We start from the raw sequence: 18,195 nt of genomic DNA on the forward strand, positions 1-18,195 counted from the left end.
CAGATAAAAATAAAATTACAACATATCTATACGGTGCTATTTTTGCTTAAGAGTAGTATGTCTATTTTTGCTGCACCGTATCATAGTACATTTGGATAGAATAGACTAAATATAGGCTCTATTCCCTAGCCTCTAGACTCTTAATCATCCTTGCATAGTGTGTTGTTAACAACCTATCAGCAGGATATTCTTCTACTTTGCTAATTTTGCAAAAATGAATCTAATTACACTTTTTCAAGTAATTTTGCGGTGTAGGTTATAAAGCATGATTACTAGTAAAAAATGCTGATAGCCTAGTGCTTAATTACCCATCCTTAGTGAACACTTCTTAGACTGCTACTTAGTAACAGTCTAATTCTCCGGGCTACCCGACCGTGGGAAAATCAGAATACCAAAAGTAGAGATTAGAGAGGAAAACCCTATAATATGCATCTGAGTGAAATCACCCATCCCAATCAGCTGCACGGTCTATCCATCCGTCAACTGCAACAAATTGCCCGTCAGATTCGAGATAAACACCTGCAAACAGTAGCTGAATTTGGTGGACATCTGGGGCCTGGCTTGGGTGTTGTAGAGTTAACACTAGGGCTTTACCAGACTCTAGATTTAGACCGGGATAAAGTTATATGGGATGTAGGACACCAAGCTTATCCCCACAAATTGATTACAGGACGCTACAGCGACTTCCATACCCTCAGACAAAAAGATGGAATTGCCGGTTATCTCAAACGTGGTGAAAATAAATTCGATCATTTTGGTGCAGGCCACGCTTCAACCAGCATCTCCGCAGCATTGGGTATGGCTTTAGCACGAGACATGAACGGGGAAAAGTTTAAAGCCGTGGCCGTGATTGGCGATGGTGCATTAACAGGTGGTATGGCGTTGGAAGCTATCAACCATGCTGGACACTTGCCGAAAACCAACTTATTGGTTGTTCTCAACGACAATGAGATGTCTATTTCTCCCAACGTCGGCGCGATTCCTCGCTACCTCAACAAAATGCGCCTCAGTCCCCCGGTGCAGTTCATCAAGGATAATTTTGAAGAACAGTTCAAACACATTCCCTTTGTCGGCGAATCCCTATCTCCCGAATTAGGAAGAATTAAAGAAGGGATGAAACGTTTAGCCGTTCCCAAGGTAGGTGCAGTATTTGAAGAACTGGGCTTTACCTACATGGGGCCAGTTGATGGGCATAATTTAGAGGAATTGATTGCTACCTTCCAACAAGCACACCAAATAGCTGGGCCAGTGTTAGTTCATGTAGCCACTATCAAAGGTAAGGGCTACGAACTCGCGGAAAAAGACCAAGTAGGCTACCATGCCCAAACTCCTTTTAACCTGACAACTGGCAAAGCAATTCCCTCCAACAAACCCAAACCCCCTGCTTATGCCAAAGTCTTCTCCCATACCCTAGTTAAATTAGCAGAACAAAACCCCAAAATTATTGGGATTACTGCGGCTATGGCGACAGGAACAGGTTTAGATAAGCTACAAGCAAAACTGCCCAATCAATATATTGATGTTGGCATTGCGGAACAACACGCAGTCACCCTCGCAGCTGGTTTGGCAACTGAAGGTATGCGTCCTGTAGCAGCCATCTACTCTACTTTCTTACAAAGGGCATACGACCAGATTATTCACGATGTCTGTATCCAAAATTTACCAGTATTCTTCTGTTTGGATCGGGCGGGAATTGTTGGTTCTGATGGCCCTACCCACCAAGGTATGTATGACATTGCCTATCTACGGTGCATTCCCAACATTGTAATGATGGCACCGAAAGATGAAGCCGAAATGCAACGCATGGTAGTTACTGGTATTGAACATACCACCGGGCCCATCGCTATGCGTTTCCCTCGTGGCAATGGCTATGGCGTACCCCTGATGGAAGAAGGCTGGGAACCTTTGGAAATCGGTAAAGGTGAAATTCTCCGCAACGGTGATGATGTATTAATTATCGGCTACGGCACAATGGTTTACCCCAGTATGCAGGCGGCGGAAATTCTCAGCGAACACGGGATTGAAGCGACTGTGATTAATGCCCGATTTGTTAAACCCTTAGATACGGAATTAATCGTGCCTTTGGCTCAGAAAATTGGGCGGGTTGTCACCCTGGAAGAAGGCTGTGTGATGGGTGGCTTTGGTTCAGCTGTAGCAGAAGCATTGTTAGATGCAGATGTGGTGGTTCCTGTCAAGCGCATTGGTATTCCTGATGTATTGGTAGAACACGCTACTCCAGATGAGTCTAAGGCGGAATTAGGTTTAACTAGCCGTCAAATTGCGGAAAGAGTTCTACAGGCTTACTTTCAAAAGCAACCATCTCCTGTAAGCTAAGTTTCTGTTTCACTTGTACGAGGTTCCAAGCCATAATTTATCCGGGGATTACGCAAGTGTCACAAAAAGTCTTATTTTTTGCTTGTAGTAAGGGCTTTAGCTCTTATTTTGAGGACTAAAGTCCTCACTACAAACTTAAAATAATATGCCAGTTGCGTAAGTCCTATTTATATTCAGGTGGGTATTGCCCACCTTTTTTATATTGGTATTACGTTCATTCCAGCAATCTATTAAAAGAGCGATTTTATCTAATAACTTACGACGATAAAACCTCCACCTAGAGAACGATATGGCTGATGAGCTAGATAAAGTAAAAATAGAATGCTTCATCTTAAGCAAGTTACATTCTATGAAACTGAATTTTTCTATGAAAAAGCTCTCAAATTTAGGACGTTGGATAGCTACAACTGTATTTTGTTTATCAGCGATCGCTTTCGTTTGGCAAGGTGCATTTTTCGCCGACACCTCAGCAATGGCTGATAACTCTACATATTTAATCGCAACTTCGGACGCAACCGATAGTCTACGTAACAAATCCAAAGAATTCATCCGCGACACCAAAGATAACGTTAAAGATGCAGCCAGAACAAATGCTAGCCGTGTCGATGATGCAACCGATAATGGTAGCACAGCCGAGCGCAAAGCTAACAAAGATGCGTCTCGGATTCAGAAAAGAGCAGAAGAAGATGCAGCTCGTACAGAAACAGCAGTAGACAACAATCTAAATGCTGTTGAGCGTACTATCGATAATATCAAAGGTGCTTTCACCAATAATTAGAAAAGAAACATCAAGGGTGCAGATACCCGATTTCTTTAAAATCGGGTATCTTGTTTTTTGAGTTTTTCCCGGAGACTGTTTCCATCAACCATTACCCTGATTCTATGATTTTTGGGTTTAGGTAATAGAAAGCAAATTTTCCGTAACTGAATTAACTACTTGAATTAATTCTTGCAATTTGGCAGCTACTAACCCACTATTTAATAATTCTTCTGCCTTAGCAATACCCGATCGCATATCCGCGCAAATTCCACTCCGCCAGAGGTAAAAGCCGCCATTCCACAAGGCTGTTTGTTGCAATTCACAGGATTTACCAGCAAGTACATCCTGTATTTGAGTTAGTAATTCTTCGGTGCTACCCAAAGGTACATTCTTGGTAGTAAAACCATATTCATGGGTTGAAAGGAAGACTCTTTCTAGCTCTGGTGATGCTGAAGATAAGCTGATAATGGCTGTGCGATCGCGTGGTAAATCACAACTGCCTTCTAATCCCTTCACAAGAGTAAATTTACTTACTCCCCGCAGTTCCAATGCTACCTGGAACATCCCTTCTGTTGGTGGATGAACATACCCAGCAATTACATGAGCATCCCCAGCATAGGGACACCAAATTAATTCCATCGTTGCCAATGGTGGACGCTTACCTAATTGGTCGCGGTATTCCCAAATACTATTAGTTAAGGGAAAATGCTTTGGTGTATAAACAAAGCCGATTCCTGTTTGTGCAAATACTTCTTGGGTTTTTTCTAGTGATAAGGTAGTCCAATTTACGCCTAATCCTTGCCAAATCTCGGTTAAAGGTAATCCATATTTCGTCGGTAGGCGATCTCCTCCGTGTATTACCACTGGTTGTTCGACTGTGGCCATGAGTAACGCTGTTACCGGACTGATTGGTGCAGTGCGTGTTCTGCCATCATAAGGTATGCCGAAAACTATAACTGGGCGTTTAGAAGAGATTGGTTGCAGTTTTGGCCCCAATTCATCGAAAGCATCTAACATTCCCGCTAACTCTTCTCCCGTTGGGCGCTTAATCCGGTGGGCGATCAAAAATGCGCCTATCTGGGCTGGTGTAGCTTCACCCAAGAACATCATCTTAGTGGCGGTGGCGGCTTCAACACGGTTTAAACTTTCTCCCGTATGGTTCCCACTCCCTACTTTTTTCAGCAGATCCCTGAATACAATACTCATAAAAGTTATTAGTCAACGGTCAATGGTCATTAGTCATTAGTCATTAGTCATTAGTCGTATTGTTGCTTTGGACTGTGGACTTTTGACTCTGAACTATGAACTATTGACTAATCGTATACCTTATAGCAATTTCAAAAAATAATGCGACAGACACATACTCTCAAACCTTTGTAATGTCTGGCTTTTTGAATTTTGAATTTTGAATTGATATTACGATGCCGATCGCTGTCGCTCAACTATTGGCGGAATATTTTCTCTCACTAGTTGCCAAAAATGTTTGATGGGAGGAATTTGCAGACGGTCTTGAGTTGTGACCATGACTACTCGACGTGTTAAGCCAGAATTTTCCGGTAATGCACTATTAGCTAAGGGACGCACGGCTAAGGTGGGGTCAAGGCGCGCTTCTACTAATGCGGAGGAAGGAAGCAAAGCAATTAATTCCCCTTGGCGTACAACTCCCCGGAAGGCATCTAGGGTATTGACTTCTAAAGCCGCTTGTAGCGTAGCTTCCAATCGCTCAAATTTCTCTTGGACTAAACGTTGCATCCCATAACCATCTTTAAAAACCACCTGGGGATAACGTACCAACTCCGACCAAGGGACACGCTCGTATGCAGCTAAGGGATGATTGGCTGCTGTTAAGAGTTCTATCGGCTCATCATAAAGGACTTCCACCACCATATCTCTACCAGTGGTGAGAAAGCGATTATTCATCACAATCGCCAAATCTACCAAGCCATCTTTGAGAACTTTGAGTGCGCGATCGCTACCTAACGATGTTACCCGTAATTGTACTTCTGGATAATCACGGCAAAACTTTTGTAACACTGGTGGCAAGTATGAACCACATAGGGAATGAATGGCAGCAATACACAATTCTGGCTGCTTCCCGGCGATTAAATCTCCTAACTCTTGTGTAGCAGTTTCCCACTCCAGACAAATTTTGCGGGCGCGCGGTAGCAGGCGTTCACCACCCAAGGTCAGCTTGGAATGATTTGTTCTATGAAACAGTTCTAAACCCAAATCAGCTTCTAAAGACTGGATTTGCCGACTGATTGTCGATTGGGTGACACCACATTTACTGGCAGCTTTTTGAAAGCTACCAGTTTCCGCGATCGCCAAAAAAGCTTGCAACTGCTCTAGTCGCATTTGTATGTAGCCTTAATTACATTTACGGCATTCAATTAAGTTAGCTGATTTTGCTCCCCAATTTGGTAGATTTTGTTACAGCTTTGGCAATTAACACAAATTTCATTAATTATTTTCCCCTGCCTAATCTCTTAAAAGGTAAGAGTTAGGGTGAAGTACATCTACAGTAGTATGAGCAGTGCTGATGATAGGTTTAAAGTAAGCGATATCTACAAGGTTGATCATTCTACGCAACTCGCATATCAATCGAACTGAGAAATCACAACCTCCTGATCAGGAAAACAGGCAATTATTGTCAGACTTCCACCAAGAGATTTAATGTATCGAGAGAGGGTGGATATTTGAATATCATCCTGATGCTCAATCTTTGAAAGTGCCGATTGTACTACTCCCATATTCTTTGCCACATCACCTTGTGTCTGTCCAAGTGACTCTCGAAGTTCGGAAAGTGTTAATTTGAGCAATACAAGGTTTGCCTGCATCTCACTTTCTGCCTGTTGTTCTGGAGTCATTTTTTTACGAAGTTCATCAAATGGCTTCGTTTTCATAGGAACCCCTCTGTTTTTAATTCTTCTAAATGTTCGTCATACAACGTATCTGCTTTTGGCACATTCTCCTCATACCAGCGATCATCTCCTCCCTTGTTGCCTCCAAGGAGAAGAATAGCGACTCTCCTTGGATCAAAGGCATAGAGTATTCGGTACGGTTCTCCTTTGTGCTGCACCCTCAACTCTCTCATGTGGGAATGACGTGAGCTGTTTATTTTTGAACTGTAGGGAAAAGGAAGCTTTGCTCCCCGCGCTTCAATTAGTCGCACTACTACATCGATAGCAACCTGGGTACTTTCCTCTAACTCAACCCACCACATTTCAAACTCGTCTGTAAACTCTACCTCCCAGGTCATTGTTATTTACAAATATTTTACCGGAAATATCACCTTGAACTCATATTATGGTTATATCTGTACAGAGACAAGTAAAGAAAGAATCTTCTTCAGCTATCTCTAAGACAATGCTCCGCATATGCACTGCTGTTATTTCTGATTTGATCCCCAGTGTCGGTTTTCAAAGATACGCTAATTTTGTCAGTGCAGCGATCGCATGGACTCGAACAAGTTCATCTGTATCTGTTGACAGCATAGTTAAGCTTTCCGTTGCTTCTGCATTACCTAGCTGACCCAAAGATAAGGCGATCGCACTTTTCATACTATGAATTTTTGTAGCTGGATGTGGCGAGTTCAGTATCTCTAATAGAATGGCTGTGGCTGGTGTTTTTAACTCAGGCTTTTGTATTCTTCCTAGAACTGTGACAATTTCTTGCCATAGTGTTTCTGTTGTGACTTGATTAAATGCTTGTTGTAAATATTCCAGGCTAATAAGCGATTCTAACCAAACTAAAGCGCGGATGATTTCTAGTTGTAAGGTAATGGGTGTATGAGCTGATATTAGAGCCTTATATAAATGCTGAGCTGCATCATCACCACCCATACGCGCCAGAGCATTGGCGGCTGCACAGCAAACCTCTATATTAAAATCGTAGAGTTTGGGTTGAATTTGAGCTACCAAATTTAATTCTGAAGATAAATCAGAGCGAAAACTTAAACCCTGAATCGCTGTACGTCTAACTGTGGCAGATAGATCATTTAAAGCGTTCAACAGTATAGGTGGTACACGTTGATCATGAAAACTGCTGAGAGCTTCGATAGCTGCGGCGCGGATAGATGCTTGGGTATCTTGTACCACACTCAACAGAGGGGCGATGGTTTGTGTATGTCGGATATAAGCAAGCGATCGCACTGCCAAAAGTCTTGTATTTTCTTGTGCTAAGAGTTCAACAATTACCGGAATGGCGATTGTACCCATTTGCGCTATTGCTGATGAGGCGATCGCTTTAATTTCCTCATCATCACTAGTTTTCAACAATTCCACCAGAGGCATAATCGCCTCTGGGTGCTGCAATTCACCTAAAATTCGGGCAGCAAACCAGCGCAATTCATCCTCTGCGTCTTCATCTTCTAGGATGTCAATTAATGGGTTGATGGTCACATTGCCCAAATTAACTAACACTTTGGCAATATCCCAACGTTGCTGAAAATCTCCCAACTCAAAAATAGAGAGTGCTAATTCCAGCAGTTGTTCTGAATTAGCCGTGTCATGTGTATCTACTAAAATCAGCTGTTGCAGATTATTAATCACCAATGACAAATCATCTGCACTATGCGCCGCCTGCGCTTGCACTAAAATTTGACCGATATTATTCACAATACCTTTGGAATAGCGAAGTTTTGAGTGCTGTAAAGCCCTACGGGCAATAGCTGCGCTGAGAGCAGTAGTGCGGCGTTTAGCCAGTGCTGAGTGCTGAGTAATAAATCTTTCCCCTGCTCCCTGCTTCCTACTTGCTCACACTAGCTTTGCTTGACTACAACTGAATCACCCTCAATCTTGGCGGCGTAAGTTTTGAGTGGTTTTGTAGCTGGGTCTTTCTGCACTTTACCATCAACTCCATATTCTGCGCCATGACATGGGCAGACAAATTTCTTCGCTTGGGCTTGCCATGCTACGGTACAGCCTTTGTGGCTACAAGTAGGATTGACAGCAATCAGATTTGCGTCCTTAGATGTACCCACGACCAACACCGGGCCAATTGGTGAATTTTCGTTGAGTAATTGACCAGTTTTATCTAGTTCAGCAACAGTCCCGATCGCTTGCCCCTCTGTAGATGTTGTGGGCTGGGAAGAACAAGCAGCGATCGCTACAGGTAAGCTACTTGCTATCCAACCCAAACCTACCCAATTGATGAAATCCCGACGTTTCATAGCCACTGAAGTTATGTATTAGTTGTAAACAAAAGTCTAGCCTTGTTTTACCAACATTTTTAGCTACTCATTAGTTAAGTGTAATGCAGAAAACGCATATTCTCTATTAAACTTACGCATTAATACGAGAATTTTGTAGCTACTTATACTATTTTACCTGAGATCCCGACATAACCTTAGAAGTATCGAAATCGTTACATAAACATTCACACAAACCACTTGACAAATTTAGCCAATGTAAAAGACTACAGTTTCTCCCCGGTTTAGTTCTAGAGTTACCTTCAGTGAAACATCGGCGGCGTGTCAGTCATTGAAGTAGCATAAATCAATTCAAAATACCCTGCGGGAAGGCTGCGCCAACAAAATTAAATATTTGGTTTTTCACTATTAGAGCATCGATTCATTAATCAAAAACCTTACCCCCCAGCCCCCTTCCCTTGTAGGGAAGTGGGAGCCAAACTCCCCTCTCCGCGTCGGAGCGAAAAGTCTGAGCGGAGGTTTCCTCCGAACAGAACTTTTAAAGAGAGAGGGGTTGGGGGAGAGGTTCTTTCAAGATTACTAAATTGCTATCACTAGACCTCGTAGAACTAGCAAAGACTACGGGTGGATTGATCTTGAGCAAAAAAACTTTATGAGAACCAGCTCATGACAGATACAGTAACTACCCCCAAAGCCAGCCTCAATAAGTTTGAGAAATTCAAAGCCGAAAAAGATGGACTTGCCATCAAGTCAGAGATCGAAAAAATTGCCTCTTTGGGATGGGAAGCAATGGACGCAACAGACCGAGATCATCGCCTCAAATGGGTGGGTGTATTCTTTCGCCCAGTCACCCCTGGTAAATTTATGATGCGGATGCGGATGCCGAATGGTATCCTCACCAGCGATCAGATGCGTGTTTTAGCCGAAGTGGTGCAGCGTTACGGAGATGACGGCAACGCTGATATTACAACTAGGCAGAATATTCAACTACGAGGTATCAGAATAGAAGACTTACCGCACATATTCAATAAATTTCATGCAGTAGGTTTAACCAGTGTGCAGTCAGGGATGGACAACATCCGTAACATCACAGGCGACCCGATAGCGGGGTTAGATGCGGATGAGTTGTATGACACCCGTGAGTTAGTGCAGCAAATTCAGGATATGCTCACCAACAAAGGAGAAGGCAATCGAGAGTTTAGTAATTTGCCTCGTAAATTTAATATTGCGATCGCCGGTGGACGGGATAATTCAGTTCATGCGGAAATCAACGATTTAGCCTTTGTTCCAGCATTTAAAGAAGGGATTGGAGATTGGGTATTGGGGAATGGGGAAGAATCATCTACTTACCAAAAAGTCTTTGGATTTAACGTGTTAGTTGGTGGTTTCTTTTCTGCTAAACGCTGTGAGGCGGCGATTCCTTTGAATGCTTGGGTAACTCCGGAAGAAGTCTTACCCTTATGTAGAGCAATTTTAGAGGTCTATCGTGACAATGGACTCAGGGCTAATCGGCTCAAGTCTCGCTTGATGTGGCTAATTGATGAATGGGGTATAGATAAGTTTCGGGCAGAAGTCGAACAGCGTTTGGGTAAATCCTTACTCCCCGCAGCCCCCAAAGACGAAATTGATTGGGAAAAACGCGACCATATCGGAGTCTATAAGCAAAAGCAAGAGGGATTGAACTATGTAGGGTTACACATCCCTGTAGGTAGATTGTATGCCGAGGATATGTTTGAATTGGCTCGGATAGCCGATGTATACGGTAGCGGTGAAATCCGCATGACTGTTGAACAAAACATCATCATTCCCAACATTACCGACTCGCGGTTAAGGACTTTGTTGACAGATCCCTTACTAGAGAGATTTTCTCTTGATCCTGGAGCATTGACGCGATCGCTAGTTTCCTGCACGGGCGCACAATTTTGCAACTTCGCCCTCATCGAAACCAAAAACCGCGCCCTAGAAATGATTAAAGGCTTAGAAGCAGAATTGACCTTTACTCGTCCAGTGCGAATCCATTGGACAGGTTGCCCCAACTCCTGCGGACAGCCCCAAGTTGCAGACATTGGCTTAATGGGAACAAAAGCTCGTAAAAACGGTAAAGCCGTGGAAGGTGTTGACATCTATATGGGTGGCAAAGTCGGCAAAGATGCACATTTAGGTAGCTGTGTACAAAAAGGCATCCCCTGCGAAGACTTGCACCTAGTATTACGAGACTTACTCATTACTAATTTTGGAGCCAAACCCAGACAGGAAGCCTTAGTTACCAGCCAATAAGGGAGCAGGGGAGAAAACAATTCAAAATTCAAAATTCAAAAAAAGAGTGGGGTAGTGAGCATGGGGAAGAAAATTGACTATTGACTGTTGACTAATGACAACTGACAACTGACGAATTAACAACATACAAAAAATGACACACGTTTCCAGAAGAAAATTTCTTTTCACCACAGGCGCGGCGGCGGCGGCTTCTATTTTGGTACATGGCTGTACTTCCAATGGTTCTCAATCAGCTACCACAGGAGAACAAGCGCCTTCAGCAGCACCAGCCGCTAATGTCTCAGCCGCTAACGCACCCAAGGTAGAAACGACTAAAGCCAAGTTAGGATTTATCCCTCTTACTGATGCGGCGCCCCTCATCATTGCTAAAGAAAAGGGCTTCTTTGCTAAATATGGCATGACAGATATCGAAGTCATCAAGCAAAAATCTTGGCCTGTCACCCGCGATAACTTAAAAATTGGCTCATCTGGTGGTGGCATCGATGGCGCACATATCCTTAGTCCCATGCCTTACCTCATGACCATCAATGATAAAGTGCCAATGTATATTTTGGCTAGGTTAAACACTAATGGTCAGGCTATTTCTGTGGCGGAGAAATTTAAAGAACTTAATGTCAACCTAGAAAGTAAATCCCTTAAAGACGCAGCGATTAAAGCCAAAGCTGACAAGAAAGCCTTGAAAATGGGTATTACCTTTCCCGGTGGTACACACGATTTGTGGATGCGCTATTGGTTAGCGGCTGGTGGTATTAATCCTGATCAAGATGTGGTTTTGGAAGCTGTACCACCACCGCAAATGGTGGCAAATATGAAAGTCAATACTGTTGATGGTTTCTGTGTAGGAGAACCTTGGAATGCTCAGTTGGTCAACCAAAAAATAGGTTATTCTGCTCTAGTTACAGGCGAATTGTGGAAAGATCATCCAGAAAAAGCCTTTAGTATGCGGCAAGATTGGATTGAGCAAAATCCCAATGCAGCCCAGGCAATTTTGATGGCAATCTTGGAAGCACAACAATGGTGCGACAAGGCAGAAAACAAAGAAGAAATGTGTAAAATCTGCTCTGATCGTAAATACTTTAATGTTGCTGCCGCAGATATTATCGAGAGAGCTAAAGGCAATATCGATTATGGTGATGGTCGTAAGGAGCAAAACTTCGCCCATCGGATGAAATTCTGGGCAGATAATGCTTCCTATCCTTATAAGAGTCACGATATTTGGTTTTTAACTGAAGATATTCGCTGGGGTTATTTACCAAAAGATACCAAAGTTCAAGACATTGTTAATCAAGTCAATAAAGAAGACTTGTGGAAAAAAGCGGCGAAAGCGATTGGTGTGGCTGATGCGGAAATTCCTGCTAGCAGTTCCCGTGGGGTGGAAACTTTCTTTGATGGCGTGAAATTCGACCCAGAAAAGCCAGAAGAATACTTAAATAGTTTGAAAATCAAAAAAGTCTAATTGGGCTGTAATGGCTTCTTGAAAAATAACTAAAATGCCACGGGAGAAAGTAAAAAATGACTGCTGTTTTAGGGAATCGCGCTAGGGTAAGGAAATCTCAAAAAGCTATCAATAATTTCTTGTGGAAAAAAGTTGTACCACCCTTAGTAGCATTGGGAATTTTCCTGGTTATTTGGCAACTACTTTGTTTGAATCCTAACTTTAAATTGCCGGGGCCGATAGAAACCTTTTCGGAAACTTGGGACCCTTTTATTATCAATCCATTTTTTGATAACGGTGAAAGTGATAAGGGCTTAGGCTGGCAAATATTGAGTAGTTTGGGACGGGTTGGTTTAGGTTTTTCTCTAGCGGCGATCGCCGGAATTATACTAGGCATTTTAATTGGTGTAAATCCATTAGTTTATAATGCGGTAGATCCTATATTTCAAGTCTTGCGAACAGTCCCACCTCTGGCATGGCTACCGATTTCATTGGCAGCATTTCAGCAAGCTAATCCCTCAGCAATTTTCGTTATTTTCATTACCTCAATTTGGCCGATTCTCCTGAATACTACGGTAGGTGTACAACAAATTCCCCAGGACTACATTAATGTAGCTAAGGTGTTACGGCTGAAGGGGGTAAAGTACTTTTTTAAAATTGTCTTTCCTGCCACTGTTCCCTATATCTTTACAGGGTTAAGAATTGGTATTGGTTTATCTTGGTTAGCAATTGTGGCGGCGGAAATGTTGGTTGGTGGTGTGGGGATTGGTTCATTTATTTGGGATGCTTACAACACAACTACTGAAACTAATTTGAGTGAGATTATTTTGGCGCTTATTTATGTTGGTTTGGTGGGTTTGTTGTTAGATAGATTGGTTGGGTTTGTTGCTAGTAAAGTTGTGGCGGATCAGAAGTAGTTAATTGTTGACTGTTGACCGTTGACTGTTGACCGTTGACTAATGACCAATGACTAAGGACTAATCACTAATGCCTACTTTTGTTGAAATTGATCACGTTGATCGGATATTTGATTTACCTAATGGTGGTAGATATATCGCTCTGAAAAATATTGAGTTGAAAATTAAGCAGGGGGAGTTTGTTTCTTTAATTGGACATTCTGGTTGTGGTAAGTCTACTTTGCTCAATATTATTGCTGGGTTGGATCGAGCTAGTATTGGCGGTGTGACTTTGGAAGGGCGGGAAATTCGAGAACCGAGTCCAGATAGGATGGTGGTTTTTCAAAATTATTCCCTGCTTCCTTGGTTAACTGTGCGGGAAAATGTTGCTCTGGCTGTGGATGAGGTTTATCAAGGTAAGTCTAAGGGTGAGCGTCGGGCAATTATTGAAGAACATATTGATATGGTGGGACTGCGCCTAGCGGCGAATAAACGTCCTAGTGAGTTATCGGGGGGAATGAAACAACGGGTAGCGATCGCCCGCGCTTTAGCTACTCGGCCTAAGTTGTTGCTGTTAGACGAACCTTTTGGGGCTTTGGATGCTTTGACACGGGGGAGTTTGCAGGAACAGTTGATGAAAATCTGCAATGAACATCAGATTACTTGTGTGATGGTGACACATGATGTGGATGAGGCGCTGTTGTTGAGCGATCGCGTCGTTATGCTTACCAACGGCCCAGAAGCCCACATTGGGCAGATTCTTGAAGTCCCTATTTCCCGTCCCCGTCAACGTTTGGAGGTCGTCAAACATCCTAGTTATTACAATCTGCGGAATGAGATAATTTACTTCCTCAACCAACAAAAGCTAGCAAAGAAACGCCAGACTCAGCAGGCTTCTGCACCATTGGGAACAGCCAAAGCCGTGATCGAAATCGGTTTTATGCCTTTGACTGACTCTGCACCTTTAATTGTCGCTAAAGAGAAAGGCTTCTTTGCCAAGTATGGCTTAGATAATGTTATCCTCAACCGGGCAAACAACTGGCAGGCGATCGCTACTGGTGTGGTAACTGGCAAATTAGATGCAGCCCAAATGGTTGCAGGAATGCCGATTGCGTTGACTTTAGGCGCTGGGAGTCAAACACCTACTCCTGTGATCAACGCCTTAAATCTTTCTCGCAACGCTAACGCCATCACCTTTAGCAAAAGACTCTATAACCAAGGAGTGAGAAGCCTAGCTGACTTAAAAGCAGTAATTGATAGTTCTCCAGACCAAATCCTCACCTTGGGGGTAGTTCATTCCGCCTCCATGCAAAACCTAATTCTGCGTTACTGGTTAGCGGCTGGCGGTATAGATCCCGATAGAGATGTTAGCTTGACAGTCATTCCCCCAACCCAAATGGTGTCTCAACTCAAAGCCGGCAACATTGACGGTTACTGTGCAGGAGAACCTTGGAACTACCAAGCTGTCCACGATGATTTAGGCTTTGTTGCAGCTACAGCTTTAGAAATCTGGTCAGGACAGCCGAAAAAAGTCTTGGGAGTCAGAGAAGATTGGGCGCAAAAATACCCAGAAACCTATCTTAACCTGGTCAAAGCACTAATAGAAGCCTGCAAATATTGTGACGACCTCCGCAACCGCGAAGAAATCCTCGAAATACTTTGTCGTCCCGAATATCTAGATGTGAATCCCGCCTACGTCCGCTCTGGCTTCATCGACCCCTACGATCGCGGCGACGGTACACCACCCCAACAACTCACAGCCTACAACCAGTTTTACCTCAACAAAACCAACTATCCCAACCGCACCGAAATCTTGTGGATGATAACACAAATGGCACGTTGGGGCTTAACACCATTCCCCAAAAACTGGGTAGAAATCACTGAAAGAGTTTGTCGCACAGACATATTCGGTGCAGCAGCCCGCGACCTCGGCTTACTAGATATCGGTGAAGACGACCCCATCCACTTATTCGACGGTAAACTTTTTAACCCATCAGAACCAATCGAATACCTCAAAAGCTTAGAAATTAGACGACAAATACGTATTGAAGAAGTGTTTATTTAGTCAACAGTCATCTCTCCTCCTTTGCGCCTTTGCGCCTCTGCGTGAGCCAATCATAAATCCATCCAACACCGAAAATAATATGCAAATAATCAATAGAAATAATCAAACTAACCTAAAACCTCAAAAAACAGATAACTTCCTAGTAGTTGAAGGCGTAAGCAAAATCTACCCTACCCCCGAAGGCCCCTACACCGTCCTCGATGGAATTGACCTAAAAGTCCGTGAAGGTGAATTTGTTTGCTTAATCGGTCACTCCGGCTGCGGTAAATCAACCTTACTTAACATGATTTCCGGCTTCAATACACCCAGCGAAGGCGTAGTTCTCCTGCAAGACAAACCCATCACCGAACCAGGCCCCGACCGGATGATGGTCTTCCAAAACTACTGTTTATTACCTTGGCTGAATGTTTTTGAAAACGTTTACCTAGCCGTAGATGCAGTATTTCCCAACAAACCCCAAGCCGAAAAACGCGCCATCGTCAGAGAACACTTAGCAATGGTGGGACTGACAGAAGCCGCCGAGAAGAAGCCTAGCCAGATTTCCGGGGGGATGAAACAACGAGTGGCGATCGCTCGCGCCCTATCCATCCGCCCCCAAGTATTGATTCTCGATGAACCTTTCGGCGCATTAGACGCAATCACCAAGGAAGAATTACAAGAAGAACTACTACAAATTTGGAGTGACCATCAAGTCACCGTCCTCATGATTACCCATGACATTGATGAAGCCCTATTCCTAGCCGACAGAGTTGTGATGATGACCAACGGCCCAGCCGCCCAAATCGGCGAAATCCTCGATATTCCCTTCGATCGCCCCCGCAACCGTCGCCGCATCATGGAAGATCCAAAATACTACGACTTGCGGAACTACGCCCTAGATTTCTTGTTTAACCGCTTTGCTCATAATGAGTAGTCATTAGTCAACAGTCAACAGTCATCAGTCTATTTTCTTCCCCCTGCTCACTACCCCACTCTTTTTTTGAATTTTGAATTTTGAATTTTGAATTCGGAGCGAAGCGACGTGACTGAATCTACCAAAACCCTATGTCCTTATTGTGGTGTCGGCTGTGGACTAGAAGTAACACCACCCGCCCAACTCAACAAAGCCACAAATCGAGATAGCCAAGGAAATCCAACTTGGCGGGTGCGGGGTGATAAAGCCCATCCATCTAGCCAGGGTATGGTTTGTGTCAAAGGGGCAACGATCGCCGAATCTTTGGATAAAAATAGATTACATTACCCAATGGTACGGGAATCACTTGATCAAGAGTTCCGCCGTGTCAGTTGGGATGAAGCTTTTGACCTCATCACCAAGCGTATTCAATCTGTGCGCTTTACCCAGGGGGCGGAAGCTATATGTATGTATGGTTCCGGTCAATTCCAAACGGAGGATTACTACATAGCCCAAAAACTGATGAAAGGTTGTTTGGGTAGCAATAATTTTGATGCTAACTCTCGGCTATGTATGTCTAGTGCGGTCTCTGGGTATATTCAAAGTTTTGGGGCTGATGGGCCTCCCTGCTGCTATGAAGATTTGGAGTTAACTGACTGTGCATTTTTAATTGGGACAAATACCGCCGAATGTCACCCGATTGTTTTTAACCGCCTGGAGAAGTACCACAGAAAAAACCATAAGGTAAAAATGATTGTGGTTGATCCTCGACGCACACCCACAGCCGAAGCAGCTGATTTACATTTGGCGATTAAACCGGGTACAGATATTGACTTGTTAAATGGAATTGCTCATTTGTTAATGCGTTGGAACATGATAGATGTCGGTTTCATCGATGACTGTACCAGAAACTTTTCGGCTTACGCTGAGGTAATTCGCCACTATTCGCCGGAGGTAGTAGCTCGTCAATGTGGTATCACCATCGAAGATTTAGAAACCGCCTCCCGTTATTGGGGTGAATCGCAGCGTGTGTTGTCCTTATGGTCGATGGGTGTAAATCAATCAAGTGAAGGTACAGCCAAAGTCAGAACGATTATTAACCTGCATTTGATGACGGGACAAGTCGGAAAACCAGGGGCTGGGCCTTTCTCTCTCACTGGTCAACCGAATGCAATGGGAGGAAGGGAAGCAGGCGGTTTAGCTCATTTATTACCGGGTTATCGATTGGTGAAAAATCCCCAACACCGGGCAGAATTAGAAGCATTTTGGGGATTCCAGCCAGGGCAAATTTCACCCCATCCTGGTTTAACTGCATGGGACATGATCACTGGCTTGGAAGACGGTAACGTGGGTTTACTGTGGATTGCGGCTACTAACCCAGCTGTAAGTATGCCAGATTTGGAACGGACGAAAAAGGCATTATTGCGATCGCCTTTCACCATCTACCAAGATGCTTACCACCCCACAGAAACTACAGCTTATGCCCATGTCTTGTTACCAGCAGCCCAGTGGGGTGAAAAAACTGGTATCATGACTAACTCAGAACGTCGAGTTACCCTATGTCAAGCCTTCCGCCAACCACCACGAGAAGCTAAACCAGATTGGGAAATCTTCGCAGAAGTGGGACGCAGATTAGGTTTTGAGGACAAGTTCGCCTTTACTAACTCAGCCCAAGTATACGCCGAGTTTACCCAACTGACCAAGGGTCGCCCTTGTGATATGTCTGGTATCAGCCATCAACAATTGCAAGCCCAAGGCCCCACTCAATGGCCCCACTCCTCTATAAATATCGAAACACAAAAACCAACTCAACACCCAACAGTCAACAGTCAACAGTCAACAGTCACCAGTCAACAGTCAAAAAGACTCTACACTGATTTACGTTTTCATACCCCTGATGGTCGCGCTCGATTTGGCGCATATTATTCTAAGGGATTAGCAGAACCACCAGACCCTAGTTATCCTTTTGTGTTGACTACTGGACGATTATACGGACATTGGCACACCCAAACCCGTACTGGTCGCATTGAAAAAATCCGCGCCATGCACCCCGAACCATTTATCGAAATTCATCCTCGTGATGCGGCGAAGTTAGGCATTACTGATAATGTGGTGGTGGAAGTGCGATCGCGTCGAGGTAGCGCCAAGTTTCCCGCCAAGGTGACAAAAGCTATTTCCCCAGGTACAGTTTTTGTGCCTATGCACTGGGGTAAACTCTGGGCAGATGACGCAGAAGCTAACGCCCTCACCCATTCAGAATCTTGCCCCGATTCACTGCAACCAGAATTAAAAGCCTGTGCAGTCCAATTAATACCAATCTCCGTAGAAAACACAGCCCAAAATTATCAACTCCAGTCATCTCAGTGGTAAGCTGTTACGCATTTAAA

14 protein-coding genes are annotated in these 18,195 nt (G+C 43.9%); 8 read left to right on the forward strand and 6 right to left on the reverse strand.

Going from position 1 to position 18,195, the window contains the following annotated elements:
* Nucleotides 1-426: 426 nt before the first annotated feature.
* Nucleotides 427-2,334, forward strand: coding sequence for a 1-deoxy-D-xylulose-5-phosphate synthase (gene dxs, locus ACN222_RS02970; RefSeq protein ID WP_010994775.1), 1,908 nt, complete (start codon nucleotides 427-429; stop codon nucleotides 2,332-2,334).
* A gap of 289 nt (nucleotides 2,335-2,623) precedes the next feature.
* The gene (locus tag ACN222_RS02975) at nucleotides 2,624-3,112 is read left to right on the forward strand and encodes a hypothetical protein (RefSeq protein ID WP_010994776.1); all 489 of its coding nucleotides are present in this window, start codon (nucleotides 2,624-2,626) and stop codon (nucleotides 3,110-3,112) included.
* Nucleotides 3,113-3,229: 117 nt separating this feature from the next.
* Here ACN222_RS02975 and ACN222_RS02980 read toward each other — a convergent pair whose 3' ends face one another.
* The 6 genes from ACN222_RS02980 to ACN222_RS03005 all read right to left on the reverse strand — a co-directional run bounded on the left by ACN222_RS02980 (nucleotide 3,230) and on the right by ACN222_RS03005 (nucleotide 8,264).
* Nucleotides 3,230-4,300 (reverse strand): anthranilate phosphoribosyltransferase family protein, encoded by a 1,071-nt coding sequence (locus ACN222_RS02980; RefSeq protein ID WP_010994777.1) that lies wholly within the window; start codon nucleotides 4,298-4,300, stop codon nucleotides 3,230-3,232.
* 210 nt (nucleotides 4,301-4,510) lie between these two features.
* The gene (locus ACN222_RS02985; RefSeq protein WP_010994778.1) at nucleotides 4,511-5,449 is read right to left on the reverse strand and encodes a LysR family transcriptional regulator; all 939 of its coding nucleotides are present in this window, start codon (nucleotides 5,447-5,449) and stop codon (nucleotides 4,511-4,513) included.
* A gap of 242 nt (nucleotides 5,450-5,691) precedes the next feature.
* The gene (locus ACN222_RS02990) at nucleotides 5,692-5,997 is read right to left on the reverse strand and encodes a helix-turn-helix domain-containing protein (protein ID WP_010994779.1); all 306 of its coding nucleotides are present in this window, start codon (nucleotides 5,995-5,997) and stop codon (nucleotides 5,692-5,694) included.
* Nucleotides 5,994-6,353: a type II toxin-antitoxin system RelE/ParE family toxin gene (locus tag ACN222_RS02995; protein ID WP_010994780.1), complete on the reverse strand. Its 360-nt coding sequence runs from the start codon at nucleotides 6,351-6,353 to the stop codon at nucleotides 5,994-5,996. The genes ACN222_RS02990 and ACN222_RS02995 overlap by 4 nt, the downstream gene beginning before the upstream one ends.
* Before the next feature lie 160 nt (nucleotides 6,354-6,513).
* A complete protein-coding gene (locus tag ACN222_RS03000; RefSeq protein ID WP_010994781.1) occupies nucleotides 6,514-7,710 on the reverse strand; it encodes a HEAT repeat domain-containing protein in 1,197 nt (398 codons plus the stop codon).
* Nucleotides 7,711-7,853: 143 nt separating this feature from the next.
* Nucleotides 7,854-8,264, reverse strand: a complete 411-nt coding sequence (locus ACN222_RS03005; RefSeq protein ID WP_010994782.1) for a ubiquinol-cytochrome c reductase iron-sulfur subunit — start codon at nucleotides 8,262-8,264, stop codon at nucleotides 7,854-7,856.
* A 645-nt stretch (nucleotides 8,265-8,909) separates the two neighbouring features.
* Here ACN222_RS03005 and ACN222_RS03010 point away from each other — a divergent pair.
* The 6 genes from ACN222_RS03010 (at nucleotide 8,910) to ACN222_RS03035 (ending at nucleotide 18,178) form a co-directional block, all read left to right on the forward strand.
* Nucleotides 8,910-10,520 carry a ferredoxin--nitrite reductase gene (locus ACN222_RS03010; RefSeq protein ID WP_010994783.1) on the forward strand — a complete coding sequence of 537 codons (1,611 nt, stop codon included), beginning with the start codon at nucleotides 8,910-8,912 and terminating at the stop codon, nucleotides 10,518-10,520.
* Nucleotides 10,521-10,653: 133 nt separating this feature from the next.
* Nucleotides 10,654-11,976: a CmpA/NrtA family ABC transporter substrate-binding protein gene (locus tag ACN222_RS03015; RefSeq protein WP_010994784.1), complete on the forward strand. Its 1,323-nt coding sequence runs from the start codon at nucleotides 10,654-10,656 to the stop codon at nucleotides 11,974-11,976.
* A 56-nt stretch (nucleotides 11,977-12,032) separates the two neighbouring features.
* Complete coding sequence (gene ntrB / locus ACN222_RS03020; protein WP_010994785.1) at nucleotides 12,033-12,872, forward strand: nitrate ABC transporter permease; 840 nt, start codon at nucleotides 12,033-12,035, stop codon at nucleotides 12,870-12,872.
* 70 nt (nucleotides 12,873-12,942) lie between these two features.
* Complete coding sequence (locus ACN222_RS03025) at nucleotides 12,943-14,916, forward strand: nitrate ABC transporter ATP-binding protein (protein ID WP_010994786.1); 1,974 nt, start codon at nucleotides 12,943-12,945, stop codon at nucleotides 14,914-14,916.
* Between the two features lie 79 nt (nucleotides 14,917-14,995).
* Nucleotides 14,996-15,829 (forward strand): nitrate ABC transporter ATP-binding protein, encoded by an 834-nt coding sequence (locus ACN222_RS03030; protein ID WP_010994787.1) that lies wholly within the window; start codon nucleotides 14,996-14,998, stop codon nucleotides 15,827-15,829.
* Between the two features lie 108 nt (nucleotides 15,830-15,937).
* Nucleotides 15,938-18,178, forward strand: coding sequence for a molybdopterin oxidoreductase family protein (locus ACN222_RS03035; RefSeq protein ID WP_010994788.1), 2,241 nt, complete (start codon nucleotides 15,938-15,940; stop codon nucleotides 18,176-18,178).
* The last annotated feature ends 17 nt before the right edge of the window (nucleotides 18,179-18,195 follow it).

Source organism: Anabaena sp. FACHB-595 (assembly GCF_048568275.1).
In the GTDB taxonomy this organism is placed as follows: domain Bacteria; phylum Cyanobacteriota; class Cyanobacteriia; order Cyanobacteriales; family Nostocaceae; genus Trichormus.

What these genes read in the sequence shown, in the direction of transcription:
- dxs (WP_010994775.1), top strand. Translation starts at nt 427, where the DNA reads ATGCATCTGAGTGAAATCACCCATCCCAATCAGCTGCACGGTCTATCC.
- ACN222_RS02975 (WP_010994776.1), top strand. Translation starts at nt 2,624, where the DNA reads ATGGCTGATGAGCTAGATAAAGTAAAAATAGAATGCTTCATCTTAAGC.
- ACN222_RS02980 (WP_010994777.1), bottom strand. Translation starts at nt 4,300, where the DNA reads ATGAGTATTGTATTCAGGGATCTGCTGAAAAAAGTAGGGAGTGGGAAC.
- ACN222_RS02985 (WP_010994778.1), bottom strand. Translation starts at nt 5,449, where the DNA reads ATGCGACTAGAGCAGTTGCAAGCTTTTTTGGCGATCGCGGAAACTGGT.
- ACN222_RS02990 (WP_010994779.1), bottom strand. Translation starts at nt 5,997, where the DNA reads ATGAAAACGAAGCCATTTGATGAACTTCGTAAAAAAATGACTCCAGAA.
- ACN222_RS02995 (WP_010994780.1), bottom strand. Translation starts at nt 6,353, where the DNA reads ATGACCTGGGAGGTAGAGTTTACAGACGAGTTTGAAATGTGGTGGGTT.
- ACN222_RS03005 (WP_010994782.1), bottom strand. Translation starts at nt 8,264, where the DNA reads ATGAAACGTCGGGATTTCATCAATTGGGTAGGTTTGGGTTGGATAGCA.
- ACN222_RS03010 (WP_010994783.1), top strand. Translation starts at nt 8,910, where the DNA reads ATGACAGATACAGTAACTACCCCCAAAGCCAGCCTCAATAAGTTTGAG.
- ACN222_RS03015 (WP_010994784.1), top strand. Translation starts at nt 10,654, where the DNA reads ATGACACACGTTTCCAGAAGAAAATTTCTTTTCACCACAGGCGCGGCG.
- ntrB (WP_010994785.1), top strand. Translation starts at nt 12,033, where the DNA reads ATGACTGCTGTTTTAGGGAATCGCGCTAGGGTAAGGAAATCTCAAAAA.
- ACN222_RS03025 (WP_010994786.1), top strand. Translation starts at nt 12,943, where the DNA reads ATGCCTACTTTTGTTGAAATTGATCACGTTGATCGGATATTTGATTTA.
- ACN222_RS03030 (WP_010994787.1), top strand. Translation starts at nt 14,996, where the DNA reads ATGCAAATAATCAATAGAAATAATCAAACTAACCTAAAACCTCAAAAA.